Origin of the sequence: Acinetobacter sp. Res13-Abat-PEC15-P4-01 (assembly GCF_015676285.1) — a bacterium.
GTDB classification, from domain to species: Bacteria; Pseudomonadota; Gammaproteobacteria; order Pseudomonadales; family Moraxellaceae; genus Acinetobacter; species Acinetobacter nematophilus.
This window is the reverse complement of sequence record NZ_JADAIN010000010.1, coordinates 204,594-229,791: the sequence shown is the minus strand read 5'-3', so window position 1 is coordinate 229,791 and position 25,198 is coordinate 204,594. Positions and strand designations below refer to the sequence as shown.

General features: G+C 38.8%; 22 protein-coding genes and 1 pseudogene. 6 read left to right on the top strand and 17 right to left on the bottom strand.

Annotated elements, in window-relative coordinates:
* From IMO47_RS03915 to IMO47_RS03885, 7 genes are all read right to left on the bottom strand, one after another.
* A complete protein-coding gene (locus IMO47_RS03915; protein ID WP_196076889.1) occupies positions 1-1,176 on the bottom strand; it encodes an efflux RND transporter periplasmic adaptor subunit in 1,176 nt (391 codons plus the stop codon).
* Between the two features lie 564 nt (positions 1,177-1,740).
* The gene (gene dapC / locus IMO47_RS03910) at positions 1,741-2,910 is read right to left on the bottom strand and encodes a succinyldiaminopimelate transaminase (protein WP_196075752.1); all 1,170 of its coding nucleotides are present in this window, start codon (positions 2,908-2,910) and stop codon (positions 1,741-1,743) included.
* A 28-nt stretch (positions 2,911-2,938) separates the two neighbouring features.
* A complete protein-coding gene (glnD, locus tag IMO47_RS03905) occupies positions 2,939-5,605 on the bottom strand; it encodes a [protein-PII] uridylyltransferase (protein ID WP_196075753.1) in 2,667 nt (888 codons plus the stop codon).
* A gap of 26 nt (positions 5,606-5,631) precedes the next feature.
* Entirely contained in the window at positions 5,632-6,840 is a 1,209-nt protein-coding gene (gene purT / locus IMO47_RS03900; protein ID WP_196075754.1) for a formate-dependent phosphoribosylglycinamide formyltransferase, read from the bottom strand.
* Positions 6,841-7,168: 328 nt separating this feature from the next.
* Complete coding sequence (locus IMO47_RS03895) at positions 7,169-7,684, bottom strand: metal-dependent hydrolase (RefSeq protein ID WP_196075755.1); 516 nt, start codon at positions 7,682-7,684, stop codon at positions 7,169-7,171.
* A gap of 139 nt (positions 7,685-7,823) precedes the next feature.
* Positions 7,824-8,159 (bottom strand): L-valine transporter subunit YgaH, encoded by a 336-nt coding sequence (gene ygaH / locus IMO47_RS03890; protein WP_196075756.1) that lies wholly within the window; start codon positions 8,157-8,159, stop codon positions 7,824-7,826.
* A 1-nt stretch (position 8,160) separates the two neighbouring features.
* Positions 8,161-8,898 (bottom strand): AzlC family ABC transporter permease, encoded by a 738-nt coding sequence (locus IMO47_RS03885; RefSeq protein ID WP_196075757.1) that lies wholly within the window; start codon positions 8,896-8,898, stop codon positions 8,161-8,163.
* Between the two features lie 103 nt (positions 8,899-9,001).
* Here IMO47_RS03885 and IMO47_RS03880 point away from each other — a divergent pair, with 103 nt between their 5' ends.
* Positions 9,002-9,484, top strand: coding sequence for a hypothetical protein (locus tag IMO47_RS03880; protein WP_196075758.1), 483 nt, complete (start codon positions 9,002-9,004; stop codon positions 9,482-9,484).
* Positions 9,485-9,551: 67 nt separating this feature from the next.
* On the opposite strand, the gene IMO47_RS03875 is transcribed toward IMO47_RS03880, so the two are convergent.
* Together IMO47_RS03875 and IMO47_RS03870 are read right to left on the bottom strand one after the other, a co-directional pair.
* Positions 9,552-9,950 carry a hypothetical protein gene (locus tag IMO47_RS03875; RefSeq protein ID WP_196075759.1) on the bottom strand — a complete coding sequence of 133 codons (399 nt, stop codon included), beginning with the start codon at positions 9,948-9,950 and terminating at the stop codon, positions 9,552-9,554.
* A 163-nt stretch (positions 9,951-10,113) separates the two neighbouring features.
* On the bottom strand, positions 10,114-10,821 hold the full coding sequence (locus tag IMO47_RS03870) for a Crp/Fnr family transcriptional regulator (RefSeq protein WP_196077229.1): 708 nt from the start codon (positions 10,819-10,821) through the stop codon (positions 10,114-10,116).
* 328 nt (positions 10,822-11,149) lie between these two features.
* Between IMO47_RS03870 and IMO47_RS03865 the strand changes: the two genes are divergently transcribed.
* Complete coding sequence (locus IMO47_RS03865) at positions 11,150-11,692, top strand: Mpo1-like protein (RefSeq protein ID WP_196077228.1); 543 nt, start codon at positions 11,150-11,152, stop codon at positions 11,690-11,692.
* A gap of 198 nt (positions 11,693-11,890) precedes the next feature.
* Here the strand turns inward: IMO47_RS03865 and IMO47_RS03860 are convergent, their stop codons facing one another.
* Positions 11,891-12,502 carry a superoxide dismutase gene (locus IMO47_RS03860; protein WP_196077227.1) on the bottom strand — a complete coding sequence of 204 codons (612 nt, stop codon included), beginning with the start codon at positions 12,500-12,502 and terminating at the stop codon, positions 11,891-11,893.
* Between the two features lie 279 nt (positions 12,503-12,781).
* Between IMO47_RS03860 and IMO47_RS03855 the strand changes: the two genes are divergently transcribed.
* From IMO47_RS03855 to IMO47_RS03840, 4 genes and pseudogenes are all read left to right on the top strand, one after another.
* Entirely contained in the window at positions 12,782-14,032 is a 1,251-nt protein-coding gene (locus IMO47_RS03855) for a hypothetical protein (protein ID WP_196077230.1), read from the top strand.
* 445 nt (positions 14,033-14,477) lie between these two features.
* A pseudogene (locus tag IMO47_RS03850) lies at positions 14,478-14,627 on the top strand (hypothetical protein); the annotation flags it as partial.
* A gap of 171 nt (positions 14,628-14,798) precedes the next feature.
* A complete protein-coding gene (locus IMO47_RS03845; RefSeq protein ID WP_227552291.1) occupies positions 14,799-15,851 on the top strand; it encodes a T6SS immunity protein Tli4 family protein in 1,053 nt (350 codons plus the stop codon).
* A complete protein-coding gene (locus IMO47_RS03840; protein ID WP_196076713.1) occupies positions 15,844-17,586 on the top strand; it encodes a hypothetical protein in 1,743 nt (580 codons plus the stop codon). The genes IMO47_RS03845 and IMO47_RS03840 overlap by 8 nt, the downstream gene beginning before the upstream one ends.
* 121 nt (positions 17,587-17,707) lie before the next feature.
* On the opposite strand, the gene ychF is transcribed toward IMO47_RS03840, so the two are convergent.
* The 7 genes from ychF to IMO47_RS03805 form a co-directional block, all read right to left on the bottom strand.
* On the bottom strand, positions 17,708-18,799 hold the full coding sequence (gene ychF, locus IMO47_RS03835; RefSeq protein WP_004831052.1) for a redox-regulated ATPase YchF: 1,092 nt from the start codon (positions 18,797-18,799) through the stop codon (positions 17,708-17,710).
* A 231-nt stretch (positions 18,800-19,030) separates the two neighbouring features.
* The gene (locus tag IMO47_RS03830) at positions 19,031-19,690 is read right to left on the bottom strand and encodes a methionine ABC transporter permease (RefSeq protein ID WP_196076714.1); all 660 of its coding nucleotides are present in this window, start codon (positions 19,688-19,690) and stop codon (positions 19,031-19,033) included.
* Positions 19,671-20,741 carry an ATP-binding cassette domain-containing protein gene (locus IMO47_RS03825; protein ID WP_196076715.1) on the bottom strand — a complete coding sequence of 357 codons (1,071 nt, stop codon included), beginning with the start codon at positions 20,739-20,741 and terminating at the stop codon, positions 19,671-19,673. Before IMO47_RS03825 ends, IMO47_RS03830 begins: the two co-directional genes overlap by 20 nt.
* An 11-nt stretch (positions 20,742-20,752) precedes the next feature.
* Positions 20,753-21,589 (bottom strand): MetQ/NlpA family ABC transporter substrate-binding protein, encoded by an 837-nt coding sequence (locus IMO47_RS03820; protein ID WP_196076716.1) that lies wholly within the window; start codon positions 21,587-21,589, stop codon positions 20,753-20,755.
* A gap of 10 nt (positions 21,590-21,599) precedes the next feature.
* A complete protein-coding gene (locus tag IMO47_RS03815) occupies positions 21,600-22,481 on the bottom strand; it encodes a MetQ/NlpA family ABC transporter substrate-binding protein (RefSeq protein WP_196076717.1) in 882 nt (293 codons plus the stop codon).
* Positions 22,482-22,520: 39 nt separating this feature from the next.
* Positions 22,521-23,954 (bottom strand): LLM class flavin-dependent oxidoreductase, encoded by a 1,434-nt coding sequence (locus tag IMO47_RS03810; protein WP_196076718.1) that lies wholly within the window; start codon positions 23,952-23,954, stop codon positions 22,521-22,523.
* On the bottom strand, positions 23,954-25,186 hold the full coding sequence (locus IMO47_RS03805) for an SfnB family sulfur acquisition oxidoreductase (protein ID WP_196076719.1): 1,233 nt from the start codon (positions 25,184-25,186) through the stop codon (positions 23,954-23,956). Before IMO47_RS03805 ends, IMO47_RS03810 begins: the two co-directional genes overlap by 1 nt.
* Positions 25,187-25,198: the final 12 nt, after the last annotated feature.

Below are 25,198 nucleotides of genomic sequence, written 5' to 3'. Positions count from 1 at the left end.
TTATTTCTCCTGCGGGGTCACGAGTTGTTTTGTTAAGGGTGTATCTGGAATGGTTTGACCCAGCTTGACCAAATCCCCGTCTGCCAAGAACCCGGTTCCTGAAGCTACAATTCGAGTATTGGCAGGTAAATCAAGAATTTCTACTCGATCATTGAAACGTCTTCCAATGGTGACTTTTTGTTGAGTGACACGATTATCTCTATTCACAATAAATACATAAGAGAAGCCATCACGTAATAACACTGCAGTTTGCGGTACAGTTAAAGCAGGTTTTTGACCTAAATCAAATTCACCCTTCACAAACATACCCATACGAACTGCATCTGTCGTTGGAATATCAACGTAAACCAAACCATAACGTGTCTGTGGGTCAATTACAGGTGCAATCATGCGCACCGTACCTGTAACCGCAGAACGCTGCGGGTCAGGAGAGGTAATATGCGCAGTCATGCCTTTCGTCAGTTTGTATAAGTCAGTTGAGGTGACTTCTGCGCGCCATTCCAAACGATTATCGCGAATCAAGCGAAACAGTTCTTGACCTGTCTGCGCCAATGAACCAACCGTCGCTGTACGTGCGGAAATGACACCATGATCTGGGGAAATCACTTGGGTTTGTTTCAGGCGCAGTTGATTGCTGTCAATTTGTGCCTTGGCAGCATCTAAACGTGCTTGTGCGGTACTTTGTGAGGTCAGGTATTTAGTCGCTTCTTGTTGTGATATTGCACCTGTATTCTTGAGTTGTTGAATACGTTGATTGTTGATTGCTGCATCTGTAAGTACTGCTTTTGCTTCAGCATAATTGGCTTTTGCTGTTGCCAATTCAGCACGAATACTCTCACTATTGATTTCAGCAAGCACCTGTCCACGCTGAACAGAGTCCCCAACATTGACATTGACTTTGGTTATTCGTTGTCCGGATAGTTCACTACCGATGACCACTTCTTGCCAAGCCGCAATATTTCCATTGGCGGTAAAGTTTTGCTTCCAGTTCTGAAGCTCAGGCGCTACAACGGTAACTGTGAGTGAAGGTTTGGTATTCGAAGAAAGTGTCTCGACATTTTGTGAAGAAGCCTGTTTTTTATTTGAAGATTTCCACGCAAGTAAAATCACCAATAAAACAATAATAATCACTGCAACAATGATCCAAATTTTTGAATTTATGCGTTTTTTTTGCATCGGGTCATGCGATTTCATTTTAGTTTTGTAAATAGGGAAAGATAGTTCAGTATCTCTAAACGATCTAGGTTTGGTCAAGCTGCCAGTGGGTTGTATCTGTGATATTTTGCATATTTAAACGTATATTTTTCTTATCTTGAACATGCATTGTCTGGCTTATTCAGCATTCGATAGGGGCGTTTATGGTTATATTTTGAAGTGTTGAAATTATTTATATGTTTTCAGTATAAAAACAATCAATATCATGATGAGGATTGGGTGAAAATACAGCACAATATTTGATCCATCATTTTTTTAATAAATAGCATAATAACTTGAATGTTAATTTAAAACTGCAATTGAAATGAGCATGGGAATTTAAGTAACAGTTATTATGGAGTATTGCGGCATGATTTAGGCTGAGTACCTTTAAATATCTTGTCTAAACCTTAAATTCTTCATCCTAAAATGGCTATCGCTACAGGCACAGCCATCAATCATGTTCAACCACAAAAGTTTTGTTTTTGATTTATCTCCGTCGGGATAAAAAACTGCCCCATCATAGGGGCAGTTTTTTATTGTGGTCTACAAAATTGTTTTTAAGCGATGGATCACTTGTTCACATTGCGCAAGATCTGCAACCAATGCCATACGAACATGACCTTCACCTGGGTTGCCTTGAGCAGTATCGCGAGAAAGATAACGACCGGGCAAAACCTTGATATTGGCTTTTTCCATAAGCATCTTGGCAAAATTTTCATCGTGATCTACTTTTAACCAATAATAGAAACCTGCATCTGGTTTTTGTAAAGGTAAAAGATGACCCAATTCACTTTGGAACAATTCAAATTTTGCGCGATATAACTGGCGATTTTCTTCAACATGAGATTCATCATTCCAAGCGACAATCGAAGCCAACTGATGTTGAACAGGCATTGCAGTACCATGATAAGTGCGGAATTTTAAATAAGGCTTCAGCAAGGCTGCATCTCCAGCAACGAAGCCTGAACGCATACCTGGTAAGTTAGAGCGCTTAGAGAGAGAATGGAATACAATACAGTTCTTATAATCATCGCGACCTAACTCAGCACAGACTTCCAACAGGCCGGCAGGTGCTTCATCAAACCACAACTCGGAATAACATTCATCAGAAGCGATCACAAAATCATACTGATCAGAAAGCGCAATCAGCTTTTTGAATTGTTCTTTTGAAAGGACTGCGCCAGTAGGATTGCCGGGGGTGCAAACAAACAAGAGTGCGGTTCTTTCCCAAACTTCAGCAGGGACCGCATCGAAATCCCCCAAATAGCCATTTTCCTCGGTACAGTTGATAAAGTAGGGTTGAGCACCTGCCAGAAGTGTTGCGCCTTCATAAATTTGATAAAACGGATTAGGCATCACTACATAAGGTGCATCATCACGATTAATCAATGCCTGCACAAATGAAAAAATCCCTTCGCGGGTACCCGTCACGGGAATGACATGATCTTCAGCACTGATACTGTTGAGATGAAAACGCCGACTCAGCCATTGTGCAATACTTTCACGCAGTTCAACTAAACCTTTACTATTCGGATAGCTAGAAAGATGCTGAAAATTATCAATAATCGCTTGCTTGACAAACTCAGGCGCAGGATGCTTCGGTTCTCCAATAGAAAGTGGGATCAAAGGTAAATCTGCGGGTTTTACATCCTGAAAAAGTTGGGTTAACTTTTCAAAGGGATAGGGATGTAATAAAGACAAACTAGCGTTCATGAAACAATTACCACAATAGAATTAAAGATTAATGTTGCCCACAGATTTGATTTGATGCCTCATCTAAAGCCGCTTTTAATTTTGCGGTAAAGACTTCTGCTTCTGTTTCTGTAAGAGGAGTACCATCTTTTTTAGTGACGAAGAAAATATCTTCTGCCTTTTCGCCAAGTGTGGCAATTCGGGCAGAATGAATATCCAAACCTTGCATCATAAATAAGCCGCCAACACGTGCAAGTAAACCAGGTTGGTCGAGGGTTGAAATTTCAACCATGTTTTGTTGTAGCGCTTCATTGAGTGTTACATCGACAGTATTTTCAATATCAAAATGACGAAGCTGACGTGGAATGCGACGTTGCATCAAACCGGGATATTTATCTGATTCAGACAAGGCTTTAATTAAAGCCTGTTTTACTGTGTTCTCACGCTCTGGATCAGTTAAAAGCGTGCCAAAGCGATCTAGAACGACATAAGTATCCAAACTAAATGCTTTGGTGGCAGTAATAATCCGGGCATCTTGGACGTCGAGATTCATGCGGTCTAAAATGGCCACAGTGGTTGCAAATAAGTTAGGTTGATCTTGAGTATAGATAAAGATCTGAACCGCATCCTGTGCTGCTTTACGGTGCGCACGCATGAGCACGAGAGGAGCAGGGTTGTCGCCGTGCTGCAAAATGGCGCGAGTATGCCACGCAATTTCATCAGCAGATTCTTTAAGAAAGTACTCGTCTCCCAACTCCTGCCAAACCTTTTCCACTTGGTCGAGCGGGAATTCATCCACCAGCACTTCACTTGCTGAAAATTTAGTATCCTCTATCAGCATTTGGTAGTCCACTGGACGACCTAAACCAGAACGAATCACATCACGTGCATGTGTATACAGTTGACGCATCAAAGAAGAACGCCAGGTATTCCAGAGTTTTGGATTGGTTGCATTGATATCTGCGACAGTCAGCGTGTATAGATAATCTAAATGCTCCATATCTCCCAGTTTTTCAGCAAACTCTTTGACTACATCAGGGTCAGAAATATCTTTTTTCTGGGCAGTCATCGACATTAATAAATGATTTTGGATCAGCCAAGCCACCAAATTACATTCACGCTCCGTAAATCCGTGGGCTAAACAGAACTCAATGGCATCTTCAGCACCCAATTCACTATGGTCACCGCCACGGCCTTTGGCAATATCATGGAATATTGCAGCAAGAAAAACGATATCACGACGTACTAAACGCTGAAATACTGAACTCACAACAGGGTAATCTTTGGCAAATTCGGGTTCTTTAAAACGATTTAAATTGCGAATCAACAATAAAGTATGTGCATCGACAGTATAAATATGGAACAAATCATATTGCATCAACCCCATAATCTGACCAAAGGCAGGGATATAATTGCCCAGTACGCCATAACGTTTCATCGCCACCATGGTTTCGTATAAACGATAAGGGGAACGAATAATCGCCATAAATAAGGCTTGATGGTTCGGATTATCCCGAAAAGCCTGATCAATGCGTTTTGCTGCTAAAGTCAACAGACGTAAAGTACGTGCACGAATCCCTTCAATCTCAGGACGATTCGCCAAGATATAAAAAATTTCTAGAATTGCGCTTGGGTTTTCAGAGAATGTTTTATGTTGCTGAACAGCAAGTTTGCCATCCACCAGTTTAAAATGTTCGTTAATATTTTCAATTTTACGCTCATAGTCTGGTAAGCGTGGCGTAATTACTGACTCATTGAAATATGCCAATAACATTTCATTTAAGGTCGAAACCTGTTGAGCCGTCCGATAGTAACGTTTCATAAACTGTTCGATCGGATAATTGGGATGATGGTCATCCTCGCGTGTATAGCCAAATTTAGCTGCAATATCACGTTGATAGTCGAACAACAAACGGTTTTCATCGCGTTTGGTCAAACGATGTAAATGATGACGAATTTCCCAAAGGAAATTTTCTGCTTCTTCCAGTACACCCAGTTCAAATTCAGAAATAAAACCCAAATGGACCAAATCATAGATACGATTCACGCGAAAATGTCGCTTTGCAATCCAGCCAATTTGATTGATGTCTCGAATACCGCCTGGGGCATTTTTAATATCGGGTTCTAGGTTGCTTTCCGTGTTGTTGTGTTGGGCATATCGGTGTGCTTGTTCAGCCATTTTCGCATCAAAGAATGTTTTGTCCGTCCATGTCTGAGAAACAACGCGACGAGGCCATCTTGCCAGATGCTGATTGCCAATAATTAAACGTGCTTCGATCAGGGACGTGGCAACCGTCAGATCTGTGGTGGCCTGCTCAAAACAACTACGAATGGTACGTACACTGATACCTGGTTTGAAATTACCGACATCCCATAAAGTTGAAATGAATTGAGTCACTGTTTGTTCTTGTTCAGGGGAAAGATCTTCCTCTGATAAAATCATGATGTCTACATCAGAATAGGGCAGCATTTCTCGTCGCCCATAGCCACCAACAGCGAATAATCCCAAATCTGTCTGATCTAAACCCGCATGCTTCCATAAAAACATCAGGGCTTCATCTACCACATTCGAGCGAGCACGGAGAATCTCACGAATAGTTCGACCATGATCATAAGCCTCGTTTAACTGTTGCTCAACATCACTGCGCCATTGATTGATTGCTTTGATGTCGTTGCTGTCACTAACATATTCCAACAGAGGAGAGGTGTTGATCATGGATATTTTGTCCGCAAATTTATAGGCTATTTGTTTAAATGAACAGTCACTTTTGACGCAGCATCATGTGCAAGTTCACGTGCTTGATCTGTCGTTTCGGCACGGGCGGTTGCCACACCCATACGACGACGCTTAAATCCTTCAGGTTTACCAAAAAGACGTAAATCTGTAGCAGGATTTTGCAAAGCAAGATTTAAGCCAGAGAATGAAAGATTAGTTGCATCTTTACCCGCATAGATGACCGCACTTGCTGCGACGCTATGACGTTCAGTATTCACGGGTAATCCTAAAATAGCACGGGCATGCAGTTCAAATTCACTTTGGAATTGAGATGCAAGTGTAACTAAACCTGTATCATGTGGGCGGGGTGACACCTCACTAAACCATACTTTATCGCCTTTGACAAACAGTTCTACCCCAAAAATACCACAGCCACCTAATGCAACAGTAACTTTATTGGCAATCCGTTTTGCTTCATTCAAAGCTGCTTCGCTCATGGCTTGCGGCTGCCAACTTTCAACATAGTCGCCTGCATCTTGGCGATGTCCGATCGGGTCACAATACGAGGTTTCAATTTCACCAGTTTCAGAATTTTTTGCACGTACGGTAAGTAGAGTAATTTCAAAATCAAAGTCAATTTGAGATTCGACAATCACTGTTCCTTGATTTACACGACCACCAGTTTGTGCATATTCCCAAGCAGCATCGACTTCAGCATACTCTTTTACCCGTGATTGCCCTTTACCAGAAGACGACATGACAGGTTTTACAAAGTTCGGATAACCAATATCGTCACATGCAGAACGGAAACTTTCCAAAGTATTTGCAAAGCGGTAAGCAGAAGTGGGTAAGCCTAATTCTTCAGCAGCCAAACGTCTGATCCCTTCACGGTTCATGGTCAGATTTACTGCTTGAGCAGAAGGAATGACAGTGGCGATATTTTGCTGTTCAATTTCAATCAAGACTTGTGTGGCTATCGCTTCAATTTCCGGAACAATCAGGTGAGGTTTGACTTTTTCGATTAAAGCTTTAAGTTCATTTGCATCTGCCATATTCAAGGCATAAGAGAAATGCGCAACTTGCATGGCAGGTGCGTTTTCGTAACGGTCTGCCGCATGGACTTCCACACCAAGTCGTTGTAATGAAATCACCACTTCTTTACCCAGTTCACCTGAACCCAACAATAAAACTTTAAACGCAGATGATTGAAGTGGGGTACCAATAGTCACGCTCATGTGATTCTTCCATGCTTGTCTTATGGACTGTTAGCATAGCAGAAGTCAGACCTCTGTTCAGGATTGATTCACATAAAATAATGATATTGTCTAACAGATTTTTTTATATTGACTCAGACAACAGTTTTTTGAGGAGTTCCAATATCTTGAATGAAAAATTAATAGGCTAAAATTAGCACCATTATCCTGGGTTCGATAAAAATTCTTGATGAAATCTGATACTCAGAAATGTCGTCCTCAACTGACTGAGACAACTTGATCTAAAAATGGATGAGAATTGAGCTGTGCTTGAATAATATTTTTTCAAGCAGCTAAATTTAGGGGGACATTAACCGCACTTTTTTAAATTTTTTCTTTTTTGAATATAAAGCACCCATGCAATGATACAGATCAGAATTTCAACAAAAAAAGACCAATGTAAAATAAAATTGAGCCACCAAGGCTGATAACTAGCACTAACATTAAAGAAAACATAAGGTTGATCAATAAATGGTGCAAACAACCACACATCGCCTACAAAGCAATCCAAGAAAATATGCAGCAGTGCCGCAACTGAAAAAAGGCTGAGTATCCATGCTATTTTAGAGTTGTATTTTGATTTCACCAAATACAGGAGTGCAATCAGAAAGATGGGAATCCAAAATGAAAACCAATGTAAAAAATATTTGTGATGATGCACGGATCGATGGTCAATCAGATAAAAGTAAAAGAGATCTATATCTGGAAAGACTGCGCCAAGCATGATGATACCAAAGAATGCTTTGCGGCTGATTTTAGTGCGCTTGATCTTTTGATGAAGAAATTGGGCAAGTATATAACCTGAAGGTAAGTGTGCGATAAACATGTTGAATTTTTATTATCTGGTTAAAATGAAGACTACACAAATTGGCTGACACAAAAATGATGATTGCAAAAAATATTGATTGACTCAATCAATATTTAGTTTGCACTGATTTTGACAAGCCAATCACCCTATCGCTAAATTAAGTATAGGTATAGACCAGACCATAGGCAAGCGCCGCAACTAGAGTCGCCAAAACAATTCGTTTGAATTTAAAATACAACCCGGTCAGTACGATGAATCCCACCAGCATTGCAGAACTCTTGTTGGGCGTTTCAATTAATGGGGGAAGGGTTGCAACAATCAACATCGAGCTGATTGCTGCAATACCGATACTGCCCAACGCGATTTTTAACCAAGTTGAACCACGTGATTGTTGATGTTGCTGACTTTTTTGCAGTAGATAAAAAGGACCAAAGCGAGAGGCAAAGTTTGCAATACCCACCAAGATTCCGACCATAATAATCTGTAAGTCCATGTTATATACTCACTTCATCTTTTTGTTTTAAAATATAATATTTAAATAGTCCAGCCAGAATACCAGAGGCGATGCCGATAAAAATTGCTGCTGACATATTGATAAAATAACAAGCCAATGCAGAAACCACCAGAGAGACGACGACCACAAAAGTATGTTTTCTTTCAAAAGCTGCTAACAAAAAGCTTAAGAATAATGCAGGCAGTAAGAAATCTAATGCGGCTTGCAGGAATTGAGGCAGGTGAGTGACTTGATCAGCAAATAATCCGCCTAAAAATGATCCCAGTGCCCATGACATCCAACTAAACAGACTGAGTCCAAGCATCCAAGATTCTGACCATTCTTGGCGCCGTTGCGACAGTTTAATCATGCCTGCTGCAAAAACTTCATCGGTTAGCCCCCAAGCCCATACAGCAGTCTTTTTTAAGTTTAAACGGTCTTGAATAAGATTCTGCAAGGCGGGACCATAAAGGACATGACGAATATCAAGGGCAATAACGGTTAGTGCTGTCATCCAGATTGATGTGCCACTGCCCAATAACGCTACAACCAGAAACTGACTTGCACCTGCATACATCGAACAAGACAAGAACAGGGCTTCCCATGCACTAAACCCGAATTGGGTTGCCGATACACCAAAGGCAAATGAAACAGGAAGATATGTAAAAATAATGGCTTGGCTATCTTTTGCGCCTTGCCAGAAGCCAGCTGTTTGGACTGGAGGATTGTGCTCAGACACAGGACACCTAAAAACCAGAGTAAAACAAAAGGTAAAATCAAGATTGAGTATTCTACCTGAATTTACTAGCATAGGAGTGAAATGTTTATTTAGGCGTGACTTTATGTTCGCAAATCAGTCGAAATTATTATTTAGTATGACCTTGATTTTGGGTGTTTTAGGTTTACAAGCATGTGGTAATTCGTCTTCTGAACCTCAACAAAAGGTCGAAATTAAAGCAGCGCCAAAACTCACCAATGATGCAACCACATACGCTCATGCAGCTTGGAGCTTAATTAATCAAGTCGAACCCTATGTTTATCGAAAACAATTAAATTTAATCGAAGACAATGTGCGAAAACCCATTCGTAAGTTGAGTACTGATTGGCGGATCAATGTAAAAATGACTGATTCCGTGACTGAAGGAAAATATGCTTTATGTCGTAAAGCGATGACCAGTTTAGACAATTGGGCAAGATCTACACTTGAAAAAGATGGTGAAATGCAAAAAAATCAAGCGCAATATGAGCGAGATAAAGCACAATGTAAAGATGCAATTGATAATCCAAGCTTGGGAAATACCAAGGCAAATAATAATATTTTCTGATTTGTTATAAAAAATGGCGCAGATAAAGCGCCATTTTTTATTGATTAACTGAACTGTTTAGAGTTGATTAAGGTTTTAAAGGGTTTGTTGAAGTCGCTTTTACAGCTTTGTCTTTTGCTGCAGTTGTTTTTGCAGCAGTATCATTTTTGGCTTTTGTCGCTGCATCAGCTTTTACTTTTGTTGCAGTCTCAGCCTTTGCCTTCGTTGCAGCAGTTTCAGTTTTTGCAGCAGCTTTCGCATCTTTAGATTTTACTTCAACTGCTTTGCTGCTATCTGCTTTTGCTTTGGTTGCAGCAGTTGATGTTTTAGACGCAGCTTGCGCTGCAGGATTGGCAGCTACACACTTTCCGCCTTTATGGTTTGGACCCGTTCCGCCAACGAGTGTTGTACCTTTGGGACATGCAAAAGCAGAAGCGCTAAGTACAGTGAATAGTCCCGCCGTGAGAAGAGTTGTGATTTTTTTCATTTATTTCAACTTTTATTGAGATGGCATTAGCGCCTAATTCAAATATAAAACTATTTTTTAACAAGTTGAATAAATAAATTGTATATTTTATTTATGAAATGATTATATATTCCAACTATTTAAGCTTATTTTAATGTTTGTTGAAAAATACCGTGTAGAGATTTTAATGGGTACAATCATGGATTGAATGGGCAATTGCAGATAACTGATTGATATCTCGAATTTCAATTTTTTTAAAGGCAATTTTTAAAATACCCTTTTGCTCTAATAAGTGAAGTTCTTGGTTAATGGTTTGTCTTGAACATTTCAGCATCTGTGCCAATTGATCTTGAGACAAATGAACCGCGTTCTTTTCAATCTGCGCATGATTACCATAACCATTCAAAATAAACATTAAACGTTGAGCCAAGCGCTGCTGTATATGCTGGGTTTGAATCGAAATCAGTTCTAAAAATGCAAAACGAAGTTTTTGACTGGTTAATTGTGCGATATGGAACCAACACTGCGGTTGCTCTATTAAAAAATTCTGAATAACTAAACTTGGGATATGCAATGTTACGCATTTTTCTACAGCAATCGCATCATGTGAACGTGGCTGTTGGTCTACTAAAGATATTTCTCCAAACCACATGATCGGTTCTGCGATTGCAGCGACAGATTCATTGCCATCTATATCAATATATCCTAAACGTACACGGCCATTCAAAACAGCATAAATACCATTGAACAGATCTCCAGATCTGAAAATAGCCTGATCTCGATCAAATGCCCGACAAACTGAATGTTGTTGAATAAATTGCTTGAATATTGCAGGCAATTGAGCGTACCAGATGTTTTTATTTAATAATTCAAGGTCTGTAGAGTTCAGCACAAAAGTTCCTTTTTTATTCCGCTGAGTGTATGTCTGATATTTCCGTTGTATCACATCATGTCGGATCAGTCATCGCAGTTTTAAAAGATGAGTTAAGCCCTATAAATTGCATTAAATAGACCCTTTTTAGGGCGAAATAGGCGATTTGAGTTTATTCAGCATCATAAAAATTGCAATGAATTTGATCTTTTCCATATCAATATGTTGAATCAAAAAACGCATACATTGTTTCGCCATCATACTAAAAAGATTCATTTGTCAGCTAGCCGACAACTTTTATCTGCAAGATTTTATATAGTGGCTAAAGTAATCAACAAGGATGCTGAAAATGAATCGATTAGAACAATTGCTAAGCCAATACGCAGCATATCATTTGGATCAAAAAAATGTGCTAACTCATTTTATAGGTATTCCCATGATCGTATTTTCAATCATGTGTTTAACTGCACGAGCAGGTGTGATGTGGTCTGGTTTTGAAATCACTTTAGCCCTGGTGCTATTGGTCTTGAGTGTGATCTACTATTTAAGACTGGATAAATCTTTAGGCTTTTTGATGTTATTGATTTATGCAATCGCCTATCCATTTGCCTATAAGATTGCCCAATTAAATGTGGGTACATGGCTTACGATTAGCATTGCTAGTTTTGCTGTTGGATGGGTGTTCCAATTTGTCGGACATTTTTATGAAAAGAAAAAACCAGCTTTTGTCGATGATATTGTTGGTCTCGCGATCGGTCCTTTGTTTGTCCTTGCAGAATTTGTCTTTTTACTCGGTTTCCGTAAAGACCTACAAAGAAAAATGTTGGCAGAAGCCAGAAAACAACGTAGTGCAATGGATCAAAAATCGTTACAGACACTGCACGCAAAATAAAATCAGCTTGCGAGTTAAATCAACCCTCTTTGAGTGAGCGATTCACCAAAAGAGGGGAATCGCTAAATTTTTATACAATATAATTTTTGATGAAGATGACGAGACCAAAAAAAAGTATGGCACAGCCAATATAGAATTTTATTTTTTTAATTACTGAAAAATGAGACATTGGCATGAGCATAGGATCTATATAGGATTTCATTTAATCGCTTCTAAATAACGGCGATTCACTTCTTCCCAATGAATGACATTGAAAAATGCGGCAATATATTCAGGACGACGATTCTGGTATTTTAAATAATAGGCATGCTCCCACACATCAAGACCCAACACTGGAATATTGCCATTCATCAGAGGAGAGTCTTGATTGGCACTGCTTTCAACGATCAGTTTTTTTTCTGGTGTGACGCTTAACCATGCCCAACCACTGCCAAACCGTGTTAATGCTGCTTTGGTAAATGCTTCTTTGAATTTTTCAAAACCACCAACATCTTTTTCAAGCGCTGCTGCAATCTGTTTGATTGGCTCTCCACCGCCTTGCGGAGACATGACTGTCCAGAATAATGAATGATTGGCATGACCACCTGCATTATTAATCACATTATTTTTTAACTCAGCGGGGACTTCATTTACTTTTGAAACCAATGCTTCTACAGACAGCTTTTCCCATTCTGTGCCTTCGATCGCTGCATTGATATTATTGATATAGGTTTGATGATGCCTGGTATGGTGGATTTCCATGGTTTGAGTATCAATATTGGGTTCAAGTGCATCATAAGCATAAGCCAGTTGTGGAAGAGTGTAAGCCATGAAACAATCCTGTTTAAGTTAAATATAATGCGAATGTTAATAATTATCATTATTATATAGGATTTAAAAAAGTGCAACCAGTGATCGCCGATTCTTGTTGGTATATTTTCAAAATACGAACAATGCAATGGTGAAAAATTCAAAAAGGTAGAAAGGTGTGTTACCACCACGAAATGAATGAAAGTTAATATAAATTTAAAAAATTTTAAATAAAATGCTTTTATTGTTAAGTAAATATTGATAAAAAGTGATTAAATCCAGATTGTAACGATGGCTGTGATGTTTAAAAAATATAAACTTTATCCAATAAAGACGATTAAAGATTGGCAAGGTGAGGATTGGGATGTTTATGAGGAACGAAAGTCGCTTTCAGGTATTATGATTTATCAAGGCTGGCCATACTCATTAACACCTAGAGATGGAATTGGTGGTCAGTTTTCATATATTTTAAGTCCTGAGATTGCAGAGTTTCTTAAAGTACATTCCATTATGGAGAGTGAACAGCAACTTGGTCTAAGCAACAGTATGGTTGCTAAATTCAGAAGAAGGCTGGGTATTCAAAACAAGTTTATTTATCGAAATGATCAGTGGATACTTGAGCATAAAGACGAGCTTCTTTATGACAGTCTTGATACACTAAAAGCAAAATATGGGCTTAAACGAACCCAAGTTTACCAACATAAAGAATGGTTGTCAGAGTTAATTGATATACCTAAAAACAAAAAAATGAGAAAAACTTCAGCAGATGATCTGCAAGAACAATGGTTCCAAAAGCATAGAGCGCAAATGACAGAAATGGATGTAGAAGAAATAGCTTTAAAGTTTAATGTTAGTCCTTTTATCGCAACAAAAACCTATAATCGTATTCGGCAAGAACTTGGAGAGTTAACTTTTTCAGCACAATTTCAGCAAGACAGGCAGGATAAATATCAATGGCTACTAGATCACCAAGATGAATTATTAAATTCGGGTAAAACAGTTGCAGAACTGGCTGAGCAATTTCAAAAGACACATGGACAAATTTTAAGAGCGAAAGCAAGATTAAGAGAAATCTTAAAAATACCCAAAGTTCAAGATCAAAATCGCGAATGGTTGTTGGCAAATCAAAACATTCTACTTGATTCAAAATTAAGTAAAGAGGAAATTGCAAAAAAGTTAAACATTGAGCTCAGCCAGCTCTATAGAAAAAAAGGGCAACTGAAAAAGCTGCTGAATATCCCACATTACAATGATCAAGTTCAGGCTTGGCGTTTAGAGAATCAAGCGGTTTTACTTTCTCTGCATTTGTCGATTTCTGAAATTGCTAAAATACTCAATCGCAAAGAGAACTATATTGTCAGAAATAGAGTGATTCTTCGTAAATTTCTCAATATTTCATTCAAAGATCAAAAAAAAGCATGGGTGCTTGAACACCAAAGTGATCTAGAAAATTTAACAATGGGCGAACTCCAAGAAAAATATAGCATTGGGAAACGTACCATTCAAAGATATCAAAAGCTTTTAAGCGACCTAAACATAAAAGAGAAATAATTCAGAGTGGGCTAAATCAACTCTAGCACTTTAACCACCAATAACTTCTTTTTTGGATTTATCGTTTTAGAGGTTGTACTCGGTATGTAGCAAAGTGGTAAATGCTATGGGTTTAAATTATTAGGCTTCTTGTTAAAACAAACTTTGGGCATTTTTTAAATGTGGTTCAATTTCATAATAGAAAGACCATCTATATTTTAACTAAAAACCATATCGCGATCATAGGCTCATTTTTTAACTCAGCTTAGAAGCTTATTTTTTAAACGTTGATTTGAATTTTAATAATTATTTGATGATCGTCTCAACAATAAGAAAAAAACAAATAAATGTCTAATTGATAATGAGATTTTTTAAAGACCATAAGCTTAAAAATGTAATTGATTATTATTTGAGATATTCTTCACCTTGTGTTAAGTTTTTCTTTATTAAATATAAGGGCATAATAATGCTTAATAATATTTTTACTTTTTTCGATAGATTGGGATATACAACACAAAAACGTGCCATTCGTGTTCAGTTTTCAAACTCACAACTCAATGCCCAAGTCATGCTGCAATGTATTGATGGTTATCATGCCATCAATGCGGGATTGTCCTTTGCATTATCCCGATGGAATGCCTGCAAAAAAAATTGAAATATAAAATAACTGCTGATGATGGGCAAATATTTGAAGGTGTTTCAGATGAAAATGGAAAAACAAGAATGCAAAACTCGAATTCAATGAAAATTTAAAAATTGAAATTCTAACCGACGAATGAGATTGCGAATGAAAAAACTGAAGATTTTACTGCTGCTGTCTTTAACGTTGCTCGGGACATCTTGCTCAAAATTTCAAAGTGAGGATGAAAAAAATAATATGATTAATTTCAAAGATACAAAAAATATTTGTTTGGGACGTATTGAATTTACTGTGCCGAAAGAAACTGATGTTAAATTTGGTGCATTTTCGTTTGATGGAAGTGATTTTGAAATTGTTGAAGAGGTAACAACCCTTGATCAGTATGATCAATTTATCAAAGATAAAATACAAACCTTAAAACAAGAAAAGCACGAAATAGAGGGCAGTTTACTTAAACTAGAAAAAATGGGCAGTTTAAAGCTGAACCAAAGATCAATTAGCCATATTATTGTTTATAGACCTACTGAGTACACTGATGGTTTGTTCTTTATAGATGCGTTTATTTATTTAAATCGAAAATTAATAAGGATGAAAAGCCCCGTTGACACCGATAAATTAATGGATGGTCTAAGAAGAACAGAAAATATTATTCAAAACTTTAAATTAAAACCATCCAAAGGTCCAAATCAGGCAGGCTTATGCTGGAAAGATTATTTTATTGCAGATGATATGACTGAAAACCGTTTCTTTTTAAGTGAAGCATTTTTATCCTTTCCTTCTTATCCAGAAGTGACCATGAATATTGAAAATAGAGCAAGGGATGAGTCGGATTTACCTTTAGTACATATGATTCAGAAAAATAGGGAACAAATACCAGAAGAACTCAAAAAAGTATTTAAAGTCATTGATATTCGATCTGGTTCTAAAGAAATTAATGGCATGAAAGGCGAAGAAGTGATGACCCATTACCAGCAAAGATTAAGCTTTGGTCGAGGCTTTGAATCTGGTGCTTGGCAATATTTAGGGACTTTGGATGATCCTAAAGATCCGTATATATATTTAGGCTTAGAAAGTGTCGATAAAGTCATCAACAAAGCGCTAAATGCGCCTCTAAATCATAAAATCGTGCTTGGATTAAATGATTTTGTTTTAAATAGCATAAAAATAGCGGCATTTAACCAAGGAAAACAACATGATTGAAAAAAATAATAACATTCACGCGATATCAGCAACCAGTCCAAGCAGCAATAAAACAGGAACATGGGTAGAAATTCCCAAACCTGATACCATTCCTATTATCTTTATTCCCGGGATTATGGGATCAAACTTAAGAAACAAAACTGACAAAAAACCCGTTTGGCGTATAGGCAATTATGCTGGAGCACTTGCAACAGTTTTAGAGCAGGCCAGAAAATCACCTGCCCAATTGCAAAGAGAATTGGATGCTCAGGAAACCGAAGTTGATCCAACAGGTGACTTATATATCGATCCAAGAGCAAAAATTACCAGCGAAGAAGCCAAAAAGCGACTATGGGGAACGGTACATTGGGAAAGTTATGGACCCACCTTGATGTTTTTTGAAGGGGCGCTTGCCAATGTTCGTTTAGAGGCAACCGACAAAAGTTGGTTGGAAAGTCGACGAGGTTACCAGTTAATCGTTCAAGATGATAAATATACACCCGAGTGGTTAAGTTTATTGAGTTCAAATGAAAAACAGACATGGCACCCTCAAACTGGGTTTGAAAGTATTGAGAAAAATGATATCGAAAAACTCAAAAATTTTAATTTTCCCGTTTATGCACTGGGCTACAATTGGCTTCAGTCCAATGCACTGTCAGCAGATGACATTGTAAAAATCATGAAAAGTATAAAAGCCAAATATGGGAGGAATTTTCATAAATTTATTGTGATTACACATTCGATGGGCGGTTTGGTGGGGCGAAGCTTATCTCAAAAAATGGGAGAAGATATTGCAGGGATCATCCATGGGGTGATGCCTACTGTAGGTGCGCCTGCTGTATATCGTCGCTTGGTTGCCGGTTCTATTGAGGGAAGTGATGTAAAAGATATCGTAGCTGGACTGGTTTTAGGAAAAAACACAGAACATGTAACTGCAGTATTGGCAAACTCTCAAGGTGGCTTGGAATTACTTCCCAGTAAAGATTATCGCATTATCAAAAAAGACAAAACAACAACTCCATTTTGGTTGAGTTTACGGGGTGCCGATGAAAAAGGCACCATCCATGTTGTCAATTTGCCCAAAGCTGATCCTTATAAAGAAATATATAAAGCCCACAATGTCTGGTGGGAAATGGTCAAAGATGAACTGATTAATCCACTTAATAAAAAATATCCTGTTGGTTCTCCAAGAGCTATGTTTAATACATTAATTGATGGAGTACAAAAATTTCATAAATCTATTGCAACACATTACCATCCCCATACCTATGTACATTTTGGTGCTGACCCTAAAAACCTGACTTACGGTACACTGCACTGGAGTCTAGATCGACCTTTGACAGGTCTAAACCCAACCCAATTACACACCTTACCGCGTGTAAATGGGCAAGAAATTGAAAATAAAAATAACCAAGTACTAGCCCAAATGAAGCAGATCAAAGACAAAAAGGAGAAAAAAGAATACCTTGATAAAAATTTTATTCCGAACAATGGATTTAGATATATAAGGTTAGCGAGTGGTAAATATGGAAAATTTACGATTTCCAGTAAGAATCTATATGGGGATGGGACTGTTCCATTTTTTTCAGGTGTTGCTCCAATATCACCAACTAAACAAAATGGCATCAAACAAGTATTTCAAATGGAAGGGTTTGATCACCAAGGGAGTTATGCTAACCAACACGTGAGAAGAAGTGTCTTATATTCAATTGTTAAGATTATTAAAGACAATAACATTCAGCCTAGAAATCGATAAATATTCTGATACAGACTGATTGCGATAAAGAAAGATTAAATGATCTGATCATCACATTGCATGATGAAATTTGAATCAAAAAAACAGGTTGAAGAAATCTTCAACCTGTTTAATGAGTGTGTTAAACGTTAAAACGGAAGTGCAATACATCGCCGTCTTGAACGATGTATGTTTTGCCTTCTAAACGCCATTTGCCTGCTTCTTTCGCACCATTTTCACCATTGAATTGAATGAAGTCATCATAAGCAATACATTCTGCTCGGATAAAGCCTTTTTCAAAGTCAGTGTGAATTACACCAGCAGCTTGAGGAGCAGTTGCACCCACTTTCACAGTCCAAGCACGAACTTCTTGTACACCCGCGGTAAAGTAAGTCTGTAAACCCAGTAAGCTATAGCCTGCACGAATCACCACATTTAGACCTGGTTCTTCCATTCCCAATGCTTCAAGGAATTCTGCACGATCTTCATCATCCAACAGGGAAATTTCAGCTTCGATTTGATTGCAAAGCGGAACAACAATAGCATTTTCCTCAGCAGCTAACTTTTTCACAGCTTCAAGGTGTGGGTTGTTTTCAAAACCATCTTCTGCAACGTTTGCAATATACATGGTCGGTTTTAAAGTCATTAAACCAAAACCACGAACCAGTTTACGCTCATCATCATCTAAATCAGCAGCACGTGCAGGTTTACCTTCATCAAGCAATGGTAAGATTTTGTCGAGCACAGCCTTAGTTGCAACAGCTTCTTTGTCGCCACCTTTTGCTGATTTCGCTAAACGGGTAACCGCTTTGGTCACCGTTTCCAAGTCAGCGAGCGCAAGTTCAGTATTGATGGTTGCAATATCATCGAGTGGATCAATTTTACCATTTACGTGGATCACGTTTTCATCTTCGAAACAACGAACAACATGTGCAATCGCATCAGTTTCACGAATGTTTGCAAGAAATTGGTTACCTAAACCTTCACCTTTCGATGCGCCTGCAACCAAACCTGCAATATCAACGAATTCCATTGTGGTTGGAATGACACGTTGCGGTTTTACAATGGCAGTCAATTTGTCTAAACGTGGATCAGGTACAGGAACAATACCCGTATTCGGTTCAATCGTACAAAATGGGAAGTTTTCCGCAGCAATAGCAGCTTTAGTCAATGCATTGAAAAGAGTAGATTTACCCACGTTCGGCAAGCCGACAATACCGCAATTAAAACCCATGAAATGACTCACAAAGTGTTATATAAAAATTGCCAGTGATTTTACATGAAAGCCATAACAAAGTCAGGTCTACGCGCTATAAGTTTTTAAACAGATCATGTCTATTTGGAAATGGTGATCGATTTTTAACTATAAATCGAGTTTTTATTGGGCAAAATAGAGATGCTATTAGCGTTAAATACAATTTTATAAATAAGATCTTAGCGATCTTATTTATAAATGAAAGATCATTTAAATTTTTCGTTTGTCCAGTTGATTTGCCAGACTGTCGCCAAAAGCTTGAACAAGCATGACCAATGCAACTAAAACCACGATGACAGCAAACATGATTTGCATATCAAAACGCTGATAACCATAGCGGTATGCGATATCTCCCAAGCCGCCTGCACCGATTGCCCCTGCAATAGCAGATGAATTGATCATGGTGACAATGGTAACCGTAAAACCTGCAACAATTCCGGGTAATGCTTCTGGTAAAAGTACATGCCAAACAATCTGTTTACGGTTACACCCCATGGCTTGCGCCGCTTCAATTAAGCCTTGATCGACTTCACGTAAACTGACTTCAGCGATACGGGCAAAAAATGGGGTTGCCGCCAAGGTCAAAGGAACAACAGCAGCCCATACCCCATAACTCGTTCCAACAATCCAACGGGTTAAGGGAATCAGAGCGACCATCAAGATAAGAAATGGCACAGATCGGGTAATATTGATCACTGTGCCTAAAGCATGGTTGATCTTTTTAGAGGGATAAATTCCTTGCTCCGATGTGTTGACCAACACAACAGCCAAAGGCAATCCAATTAAAAAAGCAATAAAAGCAGAAACACCCACCATCAGGAGTGTGTCAATTGTCCCTGTAACCAGTAAGTCAATGAGTTGGTCTTGCATAACCCAATACCTCTATTTGTGCAATGTGATGCTTTAATTTTTCTTGTAACGCTGCAAGGTCAAGGTCGATTTGTTCAGTACCTACAATCAATGTACCGATCAAATGATTTTGAATACTGTCGATATGGCTTTGATATAAATGAACCGATGCTTCAAATGCTTGAAAAACTTGCAGCAGATCAGGAGAGTTTTTTGGATCTGTTTCGTAGCGTAGTTTTAAAATACTATGCGTTGAATCTGGCTGAGGTACTTCAACTAGACCAAAAGGTAAATCAAGTTGTTCCAAATTTAATAATTCTTGGGTAATTTTTTGTTCAGGATGAGAAAACACAGACCAGACTTGACCAGATTCTACGATTTCTCCATGTTCAATCACCACCACTTGATCGCAAATTTCACGAATCACTTGCATCTCATGGGTAATCAAAACAATGGTGATACCTAATTCCCGATTGATTTTTTTTAATAGGGATAGAACCACTGATGTACTTTCAGGATCAAGTGCAGATGTGGCCTCATCACACAGTAAAATTTCAGGATGGTGTACCAATGCACGTGCAATACCGACACGCTGTTTTTGACCGCCTGAAAGTTGTGAAGGGTAGTTTTGGGCTTTGTTGCTGAGTCCAACCAGTGCCAATACTTCATTGACACGTGTTTCGATTTCGATTTTATCGACTTGGGCGATCTTTAAAGGCAATGCTACATTTTCCCAAACAGTCTTGGCTGACATTAAGTTAAAATGTTGAAAGATCATGCCAATTCTTTGACGTGTCTGGATCAATTCTGCATGGCTCAATTCTGCCAAATTCTGTTGATGGATATGAATACTTCCATCAGAAATACTTTCAAGACCATTGAGTGTCCGAAGTAGTGAGGATTTACCTGCACCACTTTTACCGATTATGCCGAAAATTTTGCCTTGAGGAATATCCAGATTGATATTCTTCAATGCATGAACTTTTTGATCCTGTCCCGCATAAAACTTGTTTAAATCACGGATTTTGATATGGGGGACTGAAAAGTCAACCTGTGAACCGAAACTCACCATTTCTATGCTCCTTATTTCCAGCCTGCAAACCACATATCTTTGCCGAAATCTTTATCTAGAATATTTCGAACTTGCTGTGAGTTTTGGAAAGCTTGAATAAATTTCTCTAACTTTTGATTCTTATCTTGATAATCACGACGTGTAACAAAAAGAATGGCGTATTTTTTGTCAATCGGATCTAAGAACAGCGCACTATGTGGATCTGCTTTTTTTGCCATATTGAGGTAATGGGGAAAACCAAAGATGAGGTCAGCATCATCATATGCCAATGCCGTTTGAGGACCTTCAACTTCTAAAAACTTCAACTGTTTAGGGTTTGAAACAATATCTTGCAAGGTTGAAAGTTCATTGTTGACATCTTTAATCTGAATCAGTCCAGCTCGATGGAGGAGAATCAATGCACGTGCAGAATTTACAGGGTCGCTTGGAATCACTACGCGTGCGTGCTGCGGTAAGGCGTCTAAGGACTTGTACTGTTTTGAATACAGACCGACATGACTCCCACTTCCAATACCAAAAGCATGTAAATCATAGTTGGTCTGCTGAATGGCATTTTTTAAAAAGACACTTTGCTGGAAAAAATTAGCATCTATATCGCGGTTTTGAACTGCAACATTGGGTGCTTGCCAATCTGAGAATTCAACCAGTTTGACATGAATGCCATCTTTCTCGACTTCATTGGCAACCGTCTGTAATAACTCAGCATAAGGCGGACTGATACCAATGGTAAGGACATTGTCTTTTTGCTGATTCTGTAGATAACGATAGCCAAATAAACCGAATATCACGACCACAACAGCAAGACCAATCCATAAATTTTTGTTTCTGAGTTTGGAAATTTGAGACATGAATATTTCCTTATTTCCAACCAGCGAACCATAAGTTTTCACCAATATCATCATTTAAAGCTTGTTTGACTTTGTCGGATGTTTGATAAATCTTGATAAATTCTTTAAGTTGTTTGGCTTTGTCAGGATGTTGCTGTTCATAGTCGTCTTTTACTACAAACAAAATCGCATAGCGTGTATTGGTATTGTCATCAAGTAATAATGCTTTATTTGGATCAATGGTTTTTGCCAAACGTAAATAAAGCGGATAACTGAATACAAGATCAGCATCATCTACAGCACGCGCAGTCTGTGGACCTTCAACTTCAATAAATTTAAAATTCTTGGGGTTTGCCGTGATGTCTTGTAGGTTGGATAAATGATTGTTGGGATCTTTTAAACTAATCAGTTTGGCTTGTTGCAAAAGTAATAATGCACGACCTTGGTTAACAGGATCATTGGGTATCACCACACGTGCATGTTCTGGTACAGCAGTCAATGTATCGTATTTTTTAGAATATAAACCCACATGTGTTGCCACACCCGTTGCAATCGGTTTGAGTTTAAAGCCAGTTTCTTTTAAAGCATTGCTGAGAAAAGGTTGATGCTGGAAGTAATTCGCATCTATATCACCATGATTCAGGGTGATATTGGGCGTATTCCAGTCTGAAAATTCCACAAGTTTAATATGAATACCTTGTTTCTTTGCTTCTTCTGCTGCAACGAGTAAGGGTTTGGCAAATGGCGGACTAATCCCAATCGTAATCTCTTCCGATGCTGTTTTTTTATGTTGATTCCAATAAAAAAGCCCTGCGATTACAGCTATAACAACAATACCAAGCAGAATAAACCTGTTCTTGGCATTGTTTTTTTGGGACGAGTGTCCATTGCTTGGCGTGTTTGTTTGTGTCATGTATGACCCCTTAAAATCAATAATATAAGTCAATGATGTTTAGACAGTTTGTGGCTGTAGATTTTCCGTTTCGATGCTGTTTTTTTGTTTGATGTTATGACATCGGAAATCAGCGGCAGGATGTTGCTGATTTAAATAGTGACCCTGATTAAAGATTTTGTTGCGTAAAGTACCGTTTCCATATTGTGTTTTAAATCGGCCACGCTGTTGCAATTGTGGAATTACCAAACGAATAAAATCCTGATGGGATTCTGGTGCTACGGTTCGAGTCAGGTTAAAGCCATCGATGCCTGTTTCATCGATGAGTTGAATGAGTTTTTCTGCAATAGATTCGCCACTGCCGACAATCAGTGGATAACGACCGCCCAATTGATGTTGCGCCCTGAGATCATTTGGGGTGATCTTATTTTCTTTAAACTTATTGTTGACCGAAGCAATACTGTTGGTTTGGCGATAAGGAATCGCCTCATCATCTGCATATTGTGAAAGGTCGATACCGACTGAGCTGGAGTAATGTGCCAAACCTGCCTCAGGACTTGCATAACTGGCATATTCAGCTAACTTTTGTTGTGCCAGCTGATCTGTCTCAGCAGTGACCACGGTGATGCCGACAAAGATTTTAATGTCTTGTGGATCACGCCCTTGTTGCACAGCCAATTCTCGAATCTGATCTACTTGCCGTTTGATCTTTGCAGGTTGATCACCACCAATAAATACGCATTCAGCATGTCGGGTCGAGAAGGCTAATCCGCGTGGAGAAGCGCCTGCTTGAAAGAGTACAGGAGTACGTTGTGGAGAAGGTGAAACTTGAAATACCCCCTGACTTTGATAAAAGCGACCTTGGTGATTGATCTGATGTACTTTTTTCGGATCAGTAAAGATACGCTTTTGCTTGTCTTTTTGTATGGCATCATTTTCCCAAGAGCCTTCCCAGAACTTATAGCAAAGTTCTAAGAACTCCTCAGCTTGCTCATAACGTAAATCATGATCTTTTAAGCCTTTTTCTCCAATCAAACGCTCTGCACTGTCTAAATAACCTGTCACAATATTCCAGCCAATACGACCTTGTGTGAGATGATCTAAACTCGCAAAACGTCGTGCAAATTGGTAAGGCGTTTCGTAACTTAAATTCACGGTCACCCCAAAACCTAGATTTTGAGTCACTGCGGCCATTGCCGAAATCAGGGTAGAGGGATCATGACTCGGCAATTGAATGGATTCTTTTAAGGTTAAATCAATCCCGTTCTGATAAACATCATAGACTCCTGTAATATCAGCAATGAATAAGCCATCGAATAGACCTTGTTCCAATGTTTTGGCAAGATCAGTCCAATAACTCAATTCATTAAATCGATGCGATTCATCACGTGGATGCGTCCACAAACCATGATTAATATGACCCACACTGTTCATGTCAAAGGCATTGAGTAAGATTTGCTTTTTATGATTTGATTGTTGAGATGTATTTGTCATTACAATGTCCCTCTACGTGGTGGAAGGATGCTGTTTAATACATAGTTTCCAATAAAATAATATTTCCAGCGTGAGGCATCATGTAATGTATGTACTCGTGCATTACGCCAATATCGATCCAAGCCATCTGCACGTTGGCTACCACGGCTTCCCGCCAATTCAATCAATTTGGAGGAAGCTTTTAAGGCAGTTTCAGTGCTGTGTGCACGGACTTTAGCAACATCAATCGATGCTTTTGCAATATTTTCAGCTGTCGGATGAGGCTTGGCTTGGTCTATGGATTGAGCGGCTTGTTTCAATAAAGCTTCGCTTGCGCGTACATCAGCAGCCACACGGCCTAACTCATAAATAGTCAGCGGATCTTGATCGGCACGTTCTACATTGGCATCAATCCAGGCACGCGCTTTTTTAATACGCTCAATGGTTTCTTCAAATGCTGCACGAGCTATACCCGTTTCTATCGCTGCGTGCATGATTTGTGCAAATGGACCTACCAAAGTAGGTTCTGTAAAGGCAACATCAAAGCGAATCACATCTTCAGCTTCAACAAAAACCTGATTAAATTTGACTGTGCCGCTCCCTGTTGTCTTTTGACCGAATCCAGACCAATCATTGATTCGTTGTAAACCCTGAGCATCTGCTGAAATAAAAGCCAGATATTCTCGATCTTGTGCATCACGTACCAATGTCGGGATACGATGCGCAAAAAGACTGCCTGTGCAATAAAATTTTTCACCATTGACCACATAACCATGTTCAGTTTGACTGATTTGGGTATGTTTTTGTGCTGCAGTTTTAGTTTTAAACTCTGCCAAGGCATTACCAAAGCGAGCGCCGTCAAGGACTTCTTGATAAAATTTTTGTTTTTGTCGTGCTGTCCCTGTATTGCGCAAGACTTCCAAAGCATAAAAATGATTTTGTGGAATTTGACCGATTGAACCATCTACACCACTGAACAAGGCAATTACTTTGGCAACGGTATGGCTTGATACTTCCGCACCTCCATATTGTTTTGGAACGGTGATCGCCCATAATCCAGACTGGCTGAAAGTTTCAATTTCCTCAAAAGGCAAAATGCGCTCAGCGTCACGTAAAATGGCATTTTGCTTAAATTGCTGACTCAGTTTTTGTGCAATCTCTAAAGCTTCAGCATCAGTTTTAATGATGTGTGCCTTGGCAAATGCGTGGTTTGGTACATTCAGTGTTTTACTGATATTCTGATAAGTGCTCATATATTTCCCCTG